Origin of the sequence: Sphaerospermopsis reniformis, from assembly GCF_005402885.1 — a bacterium.
GTDB classification, from domain to species: Bacteria; Cyanobacteriota; Cyanobacteriia; order Cyanobacteriales; family Nostocaceae; genus Sphaerospermopsis; species Sphaerospermopsis kisseleviana.
Genome location: NZ_BJCE01000045.1, coordinates 18,978 through 29,597 on the forward strand (window position 1 = coordinate 18,978; position 10,620 = coordinate 29,597).

Annotated in this window: 11 protein-coding genes; 5 read left to right on the forward strand and 6 right to left on the reverse strand. The window is 41.0% G+C overall.

Annotated features, from left to right (window positions below; translation table 11 throughout):
* Positions 1-17: 17 nt before the first annotated feature.
* The 3 genes from FFR48_RS30370 to FFR48_RS08925 all read left to right on the forward strand — a co-directional run bounded on the left by FFR48_RS30370 (position 18) and on the right by FFR48_RS08925 (position 1,438).
* Positions 18-443: a beta-barrel domain-containing protein gene (locus FFR48_RS30370; RefSeq protein WP_503827306.1), complete on the forward strand. Its 426-nt coding sequence runs from the start codon at positions 18-20 to the stop codon at positions 441-443.
* Positions 444-591: 148 nt separating this feature from the next.
* Positions 592-1,134 carry a J domain-containing protein gene (locus FFR48_RS08920; protein WP_096571091.1) on the forward strand — a complete coding sequence of 181 codons (543 nt, stop codon included), beginning with the start codon at positions 592-594 and terminating at the stop codon, positions 1,132-1,134.
* 37 nt (positions 1,135-1,171) lie between these two features.
* Positions 1,172-1,438 carry a DUF3143 domain-containing protein gene (locus FFR48_RS08925; protein WP_096571093.1) on the forward strand — a complete coding sequence of 89 codons (267 nt, stop codon included), beginning with the start codon at positions 1,172-1,174 and terminating at the stop codon, positions 1,436-1,438.
* Between the two features lie 405 nt (positions 1,439-1,843).
* On the opposite strand, the gene FFR48_RS08930 is transcribed toward FFR48_RS08925, so the two are convergent.
* From FFR48_RS08930 to FFR48_RS08950, 5 genes are all read right to left on the reverse strand, one after another.
* Complete coding sequence (locus FFR48_RS08930; protein WP_096571095.1) at positions 1,844-2,284, reverse strand: DUF29 domain-containing protein; 441 nt, start codon at positions 2,282-2,284, stop codon at positions 1,844-1,846.
* A gap of 46 nt (positions 2,285-2,330) precedes the next feature.
* Positions 2,331-3,080, reverse strand: coding sequence for an undecaprenyl pyrophosphate synthase (gene uppS / locus FFR48_RS08935; RefSeq protein WP_096571097.1), 750 nt, complete (start codon positions 3,078-3,080; stop codon positions 2,331-2,333).
* Positions 3,077-4,015 (reverse strand): diadenylate cyclase CdaA, encoded by a 939-nt coding sequence (gene cdaA / locus FFR48_RS08940; RefSeq protein WP_096571099.1) that lies wholly within the window; start codon positions 4,013-4,015, stop codon positions 3,077-3,079. The genes uppS and cdaA overlap by 4 nt, the downstream gene beginning before the upstream one ends.
* A gap of 123 nt (positions 4,016-4,138) precedes the next feature.
* Positions 4,139-5,530 carry a diaminopimelate decarboxylase gene (lysA, locus tag FFR48_RS08945; RefSeq protein WP_137667118.1) on the reverse strand — a complete coding sequence of 464 codons (1,392 nt, stop codon included), beginning with the start codon at positions 5,528-5,530 and terminating at the stop codon, positions 4,139-4,141.
* A 57-nt stretch (positions 5,531-5,587) separates the two neighbouring features.
* Entirely contained in the window at positions 5,588-5,830 is a 243-nt protein-coding gene (locus FFR48_RS08950) for a hypothetical protein (protein ID WP_137667119.1), read from the reverse strand.
* Position 5,831: 1 nt separating this feature from the next.
* On the opposite strand from FFR48_RS08950, the gene rimI reads away from it, so the two are divergent.
* Positions 5,832-6,380, forward strand: coding sequence for a ribosomal protein S18-alanine N-acetyltransferase (gene rimI, locus FFR48_RS08955; protein WP_187041230.1), 549 nt, complete (start codon positions 5,832-5,834; stop codon positions 6,378-6,380).
* A gap of 423 nt (positions 6,381-6,803) precedes the next feature.
* The gene (locus FFR48_RS08960; protein ID WP_096571105.1) at positions 6,804-9,275 is read left to right on the forward strand and encodes an ATP-dependent Clp protease ATP-binding subunit; all 2,472 of its coding nucleotides are present in this window, start codon (positions 6,804-6,806) and stop codon (positions 9,273-9,275) included.
* A gap of 286 nt (positions 9,276-9,561) precedes the next feature.
* Here the strand turns inward: FFR48_RS08960 and FFR48_RS08965 are convergent, their stop codons facing one another.
* Positions 9,562-10,119: a hypothetical protein gene (locus FFR48_RS08965; RefSeq protein WP_137667120.1), complete on the reverse strand. Its 558-nt coding sequence runs from the start codon at positions 10,117-10,119 to the stop codon at positions 9,562-9,564.
* Positions 10,120-10,620 lie beyond the last annotated feature (501 nt).

Consider the following 10,620-nt stretch of genomic DNA (forward strand, 5'->3'; position numbering starts at 1 on the left):
GTAACCCTGGACAAACCGTGCGAACTGGGGAAGAAATATTACAAATAGTCCCCAGTGATGCGAAACAGATCATCAAAGCAGCAGTAGCATCAGAAGATAAAAATAAGCTCAAAATTGGTCAACCCGTGCAAATGCGAGTTACCGCTTGTCCTTACCCGGATTATGGTACACTTAATGGTAAAGTCGAAGCAATTTCACCAGATGCCATTGCACCGCCAAAAAAATCAACAGAAGAATCAAATACTAATAACACCAGTCCCAGAGCTACAGTACCAGGTACAATTTATGAAGTGACAATTGAACCACAAAACCTAGTTTTAGGTACAGGGAAAAATTTGTGTCACATTCAACTAGGAATGGAAGGAAGAGTAGATATAATTTCCCGCGAAGAAAGCGTACTGCAATTTTTCTTGAGAAAAGCCAGATTAATAGCAGATTTGTGATAGGGTTAATTAACAGTTTTCTCATCATCAGAAAAACTTTATCTGCGTTTATCTGCGTTTAATGCTAAATTCCCGCACCTCACTAGGACGGGAAAAGTAGTCATAATTTAAAATATAAGAACAGATGTGATCAAAGTGAATCAAAACCGTGAGTCAAACTGGGACACAGGCACAAAGCAGTAACACTACAACATATTACACCCTCTTGGGACTGCATCCCTCAGCGTCAGTCATAGATATACGTCGCGCTTATCGGGAACTAAGTAAACAGTATCATCCAGATACAACAGAATTACCTGATCATGTTGCTACTGCCAAATTTCAGGAAATTAACGAAGCTTACGCTACTCTCAGTCATCCAGAGCGCCGTTTAAGTTATGATTTAAAGATTGGTTATTCTCGATTTGGGGTAATTCAAATACCAACAGATTTAAACCATCCAACCCATAAACCCCATGATTATTCTAAATCAATGTACTTGGATGCAAGCGATCGCCCTTTATCATCGGGTGAAATCTTTGTATTATTTGTTTTAGGATTAACCTTTGTTGGTTGTTTAGTATTGGCGATCGCCATTGCTGCTTTGCGTGGTGAACCCTTACAAACCCAACTTACCCAACCCACCCCAACCACTCAACATCTAGTTTCCATGTTCCAAAATCACAACCCTCAACCAGCCGAATTTTTTTAATTTTTAATTTTTAATTTTTAATTTTTTTTAATTGCTTATGCTTCCCGCCAACACACCACTGTATAACCATCCCCTCCCACAAATTGAAAAATGGCTAAAAGAGCAAGGTTGTCAACAAGATGACACCGAGTTACATTGTTGGCGCGTGCAAAAACCAACTTGGCAAGCGGATCTATGGTTAGATATTGAACAAATCACCGTGAGATATATTAACGCTGGAGAAAATGGTCAAGATATCCAACGTTCCTTTAAATATTCTCTCAGTCGGGAAGATATTCAAGCAGCTGTTTTTTCTGGCCCATAAATCCAATTCCAGCATCGTTTTTACATCCTAAGTAGTCGTGCAAAATAAATTTCATAGTTAGGAGAGGGAACAGGGAACAGGGAACCTTGTGCTGAGCGTAGCCGAAGCAAGGGAACAGGTAAGGTTTACAGAGATTTTTTCTTCAATAACTATGTGCAATTAATTTTGCCTGGGTACTTATACAAAGAAGGCAAAAGGCAAGAGTTTGGGCTATCTGTTATCCCCAAATTTTTTGATTTCCGATCCCCGAAATGCACAGTTTTTCTGGTATACCTTTCAAAAGCCTTGCACTTTTCTGGGCGGACAGAAATGAAAAAATGTCTTTAATTCTCCTCCTGACTCCTGACTCCTAGCCCTAACGAAAGGACTTTTATGCCTAACAGCACGCTACGCGAACAGCAAGCCCTAGTTATTCTCCCAAAAGTTAGAATTTAGGAGTATTTCTAACTCCGATGAATACGGCCATTCCGAAGGAAAATTGACTGATTTATACTCACTCCTGACATTAGTTAAACTTCGTCGCCAAGCTTCCTGAAAACTCGTATCCCATAGAGACTTGAGACTGGGTACTTGGGTAATTAATACATCAAGTTCAGTTCGTTGAGTCCGAATTGTGCGTTCCCACCCATTATAATCGTAGGTTAAGTCAACATATAATCGCTTGAGTAAATGTTCTAGTAATACAATTAAACGACTCAATAGTTCTCTTTTTTGCGAAGTTCCCAAAGCCTCTACTTCCTCAATCAGATTTTCAATATCCAAGGTTTCAAAATCCCGTGCTTTGAGCTTCGCAACAGTATCTTCAACCCAGAGTAAAATATCTTGATCATAGAGGGATAGTGTCATATTTAATTTTTCTCCCAAATCTTACTATTGAATATAGCATTACTTCCTAAACCTTCCCAAACCGCCGTTCTCGTTGTTGATAAGCACATAAAGCGCGGTGAAATTCCTTTCTATCAAAATCTGGCCAGAGAGTATCAGTAATATAAATTTCACCATAGGCCATTTGCCAAAGTAAGAAATTAGATAAACGCATTTCTCCACTGGTGCGGATTAGCAAATCTGGATCAGCGATACCAGCTGTATATAAATGACTTTCAAATAACTGTTCAGAAATTTCATCTGGTTTTAATAAACCTTCCTCTACTTTTTGGGCGATCGCTCGACAAGCTTGTAAAATTTCCTGTCTACCGCCATAATTAGTAGCTACTGTAAACTTAATACTTTGATTATCCTTAGTTTCTGCCATAGAGCGAGAAATTTCTTCTTGTAGCGATTTTGGTAAAGCTTGTAAATTACCCACAAACTGAATCTGCACATTTTCTTCTACCATTTCCCGCAGTTCTTGACGCAGAACCCTTTGGAAAAGACTCATTAAAAACTCCACTTCTTCCTGTGGTCTTTTCCAGTTTTCCGTAGAAAAAGCGTAAGCAGTGAGAGCTTTAATACCCCAATCTTTACAACAGCGTAACAAATCCTTGAGGGCATCAACTCCCCGCTTATGCCCCATAATTCGAGGTAGACCTTGACGTTTAGCCCATCGACCATTGCCATCCATAATCACCGCAACGTGCTGGGGGAGTAATTCTCGTTTTAAATCAGAAGGCAAATATTGCAGTTCAGTATGTTGTGTAGTCATTTTTCGGTCTTATTTTTTTGGCGAGAAGCAGTCGATGGTAATCTAAGTAAACGTGAAACCAGTGCTAATGTTTGACCACCTAGTTGACGACCTAAACTGAAAAGACCAGGTGCTACAGCTTCTCGGTCTACAGTTGGCGAAAATCGTTCCTCTAAAGACTCTTTTAACTTTCTAATCGTCAGTGGTCTATATAAAGTTCCCCTTTCAGCTAAGGAAATAGAACCCGTTTCTTCTGATACAACGACACAAATGCAATTTTCGACACGCTCGGTAATTCCCATTGCTGCCCGATGGCGTGTACCCAACTGGCGTGAGGCTGTGCGTCCTGAAAGTGGTAAAATTATACCGGATGATACAATCCGCGAACCACGGATCAAAGTTGCCCCATCATGCAATAAAGTTTTGGGCTGAAAAATTGTCTGTATCAGTTCCTTAGACACCTCTGCATTTAACTTTACACCAGGTACAGAAAAATCTCGCTCATCCATTGGTCCGGTAGTTTCCAAAATCAGCAAAGCACCAATCCGATTTTTTGACAGTTCTTTCACAGCATCGACAATTTCATCAATCACGCTATCAGATTTAGGCACTGTCAAGCGGTTAGGTTGAAACAATTGCCGAAACTCACCCCGTCCCAATTGTTCCAAAAATCGGCGAAACTCTGACTGGAGTGCTACGGCCATAGCTACAGCACAACCAATTACCAACTTTTCCAAAACGAAATTGAGCAAAGGTAGTCCCAAATTCCCACTCAATGCTGAGGCCAGCATCAAGATTATAAATCCTCGCACCATCCATAGTATCCGGCGTTCACTAATAATCACCAGGATCATGTATGTCAACGCCAGCACTAAAAGAATATCCAGAGTCCCAAGCAGCAAGGACTGTGACCATCCCAGGTTTGTCGTCAGCCATTGCTTCCACCAATCTCTCATGACATCTGGATTCTAATAGTCATTAGTCATTAGTCATTAGTCATTAGTCATTAGTCATTAGTCATTAGTCATTAGTCATTAGTCATGATTCTTAGCTAATGACCAATGACCAAGAAAAAATAACTATTTCAATTTTTCAGGTAGGCAATCTTGGCGAATGATGTCTTGATAGGTTTCCCTTTGCAAAATTAAATTTGCTTCACCGTTAGCTACTAACACAGCAGCTGATCGGGGTAGACGATTATAGTTAGATGCCATACTGTAATTGTATGCTCCAGTTGCCATAACTACGAGAACGTCGCCTGGTTCAGTTTTGGGAAGTGGGGCGTTTTTAATCAGAATATCTCCTGATTCGCAGTGTTTACCTGCTACTGTGACTGTTTCTGTTAAAGGAGCGGACATTTTGTTAGCAACAACAGTCCGATAAACTGATTGATAGGTGATGGGGCGGGGATTATCTGACATTCCGCCATCAATTGTCACATAAGTACGAATATCAGGAATTGTTTTAGCTGATCCAATAGTGTAGGCAGTAACGCAAGCTGTGGCAATGAGCGATCGCCCTGGTTCACACAGGAGTTTGGGGAGGGGCAAGTTTTCAGCAGCGCAAGCTTCTTGCACTACTTCACAAATCGCCTTTGACCATTCTTCAATGCTTGGGGGATCGTCTGATTCGGTGTACTTAATCCCTAAACCACCACCGACATTTAACTCTGTCAATTCTAAATTATATTTTGCTGCATCTCGCAACCACTGTACCATTACAGCAGCCAAATCTCTATGGGGTTGACGTTCAAAAATTTGCGAACCAATATGAGCGTGTACACCCACACAGTTTAAAGCGTGTTGTTTGCTCACAAAGGCAAATACCTCTTCTAAATCATTAGGATCAAACCCAAATTTACTATCTAAGTGTCCGGTGCGAATATACTCATGGGTATGACATTCAATCCCCGGAGTTAACCGTAACATAATACGGATATTTGTATTTGTGGTTGCTAGTTCTACCAAAGTATGTAATTCATACCAGTTATCAACAACAATGGTACAACCTGATTCAATGGCTAAAGTTAGCTCATCACGGGATTTATTATTTCCGTGGAGGTAGATTTTCTCTGGACTCACACCAGCTTCTAAAGCTGTGTAAAGTTCACCACCAGATACTACATCTATTCCTAAACCTTCTGAAGCGACAATGGCGCAAACTGCTAAACAATTCCATGCTTTAGAGGCGTACAATACTTGAGATTCACCTTTGTAGTATTTTTTAAAGGTATCCCGGTATTGTTGGCAAGCTGTCCGCAAGGTTGTTTCATCCAAAATATATAAAGGTGAACCAAACTGCTGAACTAGCTTTGTGACATCACACCCACCGATTTCTAGAAAATCATCACGATTAACTCTAGCAGTCAAGGGTAGGAGTTGTTGATTAGGAGAAATATTTGTACTATCTTGGCTGGGAGATAGATATTGATTGCCAGAAGGTTGAACCTTGACGGGGTGAGTCGATACCATAACTAAATTAGAATTTGTCCTTGTTAAAATTACGAGCGTGAGTTAATATCCCGATTTTCAGTTTACTGCTTTATTGGTGATTGGTGACTGGTGACTGGTGACTGGTGACTGGTGACTGGTGACTGGTGACTGGTGACTGGTGACTGGTGACTGGGAAAATAAAAATAATTTCCCCCTGCTTCTTCCCCTCCTTCCCCTGCTTCCCCTGCTTCCCCTGCTTCCCCTGCTTCCCCTGCTTCCCCTGCTTCCCCTGCTTCCCCTGTTCCCTGTTCCCTGTTCCCTGTTCCCTGTTCCCTTCATCGTGAAACTATTAGATTTAAAAATTCAATCCTTAACTTCAGAGAATTTAAGTGAACTACTAGAACTTGATAAAGCCTGTTTTGATGGGTTGTGGACTATGGAGGGCTACCGTCGAGAACTGGAAAGTCCTAATAGTCATTTTTTAGGTTTATTTGCCCCATTTTCTAGTTGTGGTTTGTTGGGAATGGGTTGTTTTTGGTCAATTTTAGAAGAAGCGCATATTACAATTTTGGCGGTTCATCCTGAATATCAGGGTCAAGGTTTAGGACAGGCTTTGTTGTATGCTCTACTGAAAACAGCAAGCGATCGCGGTTTAGAAAGGGCAACGTTGGAAGTTCGGGTTTCTAACGAAAAGGCAATTTCGCTTTATGAAAAATTTGGCTTTAAGACTGCTGGTAAAAGACCACGCTATTACCAAGATAATAATGAAGATGCTTTAATTTTGTGGACTTCTAACCTACAACAGCCCAGTTTTCTCAAAAATTTGGATGATTGGGAAGTGATGATTAGCGATCGCCTAGCCAAATCTTCTTGGAGTTTAACTGAATAGGTGACTGGGGACAGTAAGAAGGGGATAGGAAATAGGGAGAAATATTTACCTTCTGCCTCCTGCCTCTCCCAATGCCCAATTTATCAATATTTCAAAATAAATATTTTTATTTAATAAAAATTTATTATATTAAAAACTTTTGTATTGACAATGTACCATTGTATATGATAATTAAGTTTGTTTGGGAATAGATTAACAAAATCTAAAAATTAGTAGTGTCTTGTTAGTCGTAATTTCCAGGAAGGCTAGTAAATTCAATCTCCTCACCAGACTAGCGATAGAAAAAGTAATAAAAATTAATGAATGAACCCATCAACTTGTGTGATGGCTGGGGGGTATCTATTTTTTTGATAGAGATATCCAAAATTTTAGCCTGTGCTAAAATCAGCATACCGGCACGACGCAGGTGATGGGAAAAATGCCATGTTTGAACGCTTCACAGAAAAAGCCATTAAGGTAATCATGCTGGCCCAAGAAGAGGCCCGCCGTTTAGGTCACAACTTTGTGGGAACTGAGCAGATCCTCCTGGGTCTGATCGGGGAAGGCACGGGGGTGGCAGCCAAGGTGCTAAAGTCAATGGGTGTCAATCTTAAAGATGCCCGGATTGAAGTTGAAAAAATCATAGGTCGGGGTTCCGGCTTTGTGGCTGTGGAAATTCCGTTTACGCCACGGGCAAAGCGGGTTTTAGAACTATCCTTGGAAGAAGCACGCCAACTAGGGCATAACTACATTGGCACCGAGCATCTGCTGTTGGGTCTCATCCGTGAAGGGGAAGGCGTAGCAGCCAGGGTGCTAGAAAACCTGGGTGTAGATTTGTCTAAGGTGAGAACCCAAGTGATTAGGATGTTGGGAGAAACTGCGGAAGTGACTCCTGGCGGTTCTTCGGGTCGCACAAAAACCCCTACTTTGGATGAATTTGGCTCGAATTTGACCCAAATGGCTGTGGATAACAAACTCGATCCTGTGGTGGGACGCGCCAAGGAAATCGAGCGTGTGATTCAAATTTTGGGTCGCCGGACTAAAAATAATCCAGTGCTGATTGGTGAACCTGGGGTGGGTAAAACAGCCATTGCTGAAGGTTTAGCCAGTCGCATCGCTAACAAAGATATCCCGGATATTCTGGAAGATAAACGGGTGGTAACTCTGGATATTGGTTTACTGGTTGCAGGAACTAAGTACCGGGGTGAATTTGAAGAACGTCTAAAGAAAATCATGGATGAGATCCGTCAAGCGGGTAATGTCATCCTGGTAATTGACGAGGTTCATACTTTAATCGGTGCTGGTGCTGCTGAAGGGGCGATTGATGCAGCGAATATCCTCAAGCCAGCTTTGGCACGGGGTGAGTTGCAGTGTATCGGCGCAACTACTTTGGATGAGTACCGCAAGCACATTGAACGGGATGCAGCGTTGGAAAGACGTTTTCAGCCTGTGATGGTTGGTGAACCGACCGTTGATGAAACAATAGAAATTTTATATGGTTTGCGCGATCGCTATGAAGCGCACCACAAGTTAAAAATCTCCGATGAGGCTTTAGTGGCAGCGGCGAAGTTGTCTGATAGATATATTAGCGATCGCTACCTTCCAGATAAAGCCATTGACTTAATTGATGAAGCTGGTTCTCGCGTCCGTTTGATTAATTCCCAGCTACCCCCAGCAGCGAAGGAATTAGACAAGGAACTGCGGCAAATCTTAAAAGAAAAAGATGATGCTGTTCGTTCTCAAGACTTTGACCGTGCTGGAGAACTGCGCGACAGAGAAATGGAAATTAAAGCGGAAATTCGCTCCATTGCTCAAAACAAAACCAATGCAGCCGGTGGTGATGGTGTTGAACCTGTAGTGACAGAAGAAGACATCGCCCATATCGTTGCTTCTTGGACTGGTGTACCAGTGAATAAACTCACTGAGTCTGAATCTGAGAAGTTGCTGCACATGGAAGACACCTTACATCAGCGCCTCATCGGTCAAGATGATGCTGTGAAAGCGGTTTCCCGTGCGATTCGTCGCGCTCGTGTGGGCTTGAAGAATCCTAACCGCCCCATTGCGAGTTTTGTATTCTCTGGTCCGACTGGGGTAGGTAAAACTGAGTTAGCTAAATCCTTGGCTTCTTACTTCTTCGGTTCAGAAGAAGCAATGATTCGCTTAGATATGTCCGAGTACATGGAGCGTCACACCGTCAGTAAATTGATTGGTTCACCTCCAGGTTACGTTGGTTATAACGAAGGTGGTCAGTTAACAGAAGCTGTACGTCGTCGTCCTTACACTGTGGTGCTGTTTGACGAAATCGAAAAAGCACACCCCGATGTATTCAATATGCTGCTGCAAATTTTAGAAGATGGTCGTTTGACTGATGCTAAAGGACGCACGGTAGACTTTAAGAACACTTTGTTAATTTTAACTTCTAACATTGGTTCTAAGGTAATTGAAAAAGGCGGTAGCGGTATTGGTTTCGAGTTTGCTGAGGATCAAACTGAATCTCAATACAACCGGATTCGTTCTTTGGTGAATGAGGAACTGAAGCAATACTTCCGTCCTGAGTTCTTGAACCGTTTGGATGAAATTATCGTCTTCCGTCAGTTGAATAAAGCTGAAGTGACTGAAATCGCCGACATTATGCTCAAAGAAGTGTTTGGTCGGTTGACAGAAAAAGGCATTACTTTAGAAGTGAGCGATCGCTTCAAGGACCGCTTGATTCAGGAAGGTTACAGCCCCAGCTACGGTGCAAGGCCATTACGTCGGGCAATTATGCGCTTGTTGGAAGATAGTTTGGCGGAAGAAATTCTGTCTGGACGCATCAAAGACGGTGATGTTGCTTACGTTGATGTGGATGAAAATGGTGTTGTCCAAGTTACAGCTAGAGAAAGTCGGGAGTTGTTGACTCCTGGTGTTGAGTTGTAGTTAGGATTTTTTAATAGTTAAAAAAACGGTGGAGGATGTAGGTTCTCTGCCGTTTTTTTGTTTTTTTCTCACGCAAAGGCGCAGAGTCGCGGAGAGGAGAAGGAGATTTTAGATGATTGAAACGAACAGTTCGTTGAGAAACTTCCAGGCGCGGAGAGGGGAAGGAGGTTTTTGTAGGGGACTAGTAGTCTGTTAAGGATTAAATGACGGATATAATTTTGCCAAAAACAATGAAATACAAGGCTTATCAATTTGTGCAACCCGTCAAAATAAATTTGACAGACCACTAGTCATCTTCAACTAACCTCGGATCAGGTACTCCGTAAAGTCGTTCGGCTAGATCTATATCACGTTCATAATTTGGTTCATACCCGTAATACTCAAGCTTTGTTAGTGGTCTTTCACTAGAATCATAACTGTAATCATAACTACCGTCTTCAATGTCAAGGCTAAAATCACTTTCAGGCTTAATACGGTCTAATAATTTGTCATTGAGTTCAGGAAATTCTAGAGCAAATTTTTCGATAGACGGAATCCAAGACATACCTGAAAAAACGAAATGAGAGCATCTTACATAAGGAGTACCTTTCTCCAAAAGGTCTGAAATTAATTCCTGTAATTTTTCATCTTCTGTTAGGAAAACAAATTCTTTATTTTCGTGTTCACGGAGAAAATTGAGGTAGTCTAAAAAATACAGTCCTCTTTTGTATAAAATTTCATTTGCTCTAGAGTAGAGATTTTCAGACACCAGAGCATATTTAATACGCCGTCTGCTATTGGGACGATTCAGTTTGATTAAAACTGTTTCATTTTCTTTGACATCAATTTTGTAAACTTTGTACATGGTTATCTCAACTAATCATATATGTACGACTTTCTTAGCATAACATCATGTTTACACTGATTACCAAGAATCAATAAAAACAAATGGTAACAATAAAAGCATAAAAGGTGCTTATATATTAACTTATAAAAGCTAATAATCACTTTCATTTTTATCTCTCCTGCTGTGTGGGAGATTTTTTTTCTAGATAAAGATTCATCATACAAAATACTTTTTAGCAAGTAGTAATATCACAACCTTTGAGGACGGTATTCTCCCATATAGACCATTTTCGGTTAGATATAGACCTCATTAAGTTTGTTATATAAAGTAAATTAGGTAAAATTAAATGACATCAGAATTAATTAATCGTCACATTATCCTTGACGTTAGACATATTAGACCTGTCCGAAATATATAACGGAAAAATGGTAGAACGGTAAATGGAAAATATACCGTGGTTCTACCAAAGATGAAAAATATTACCAATTATATACATATGTACCCAAAACGCGCTAGGGG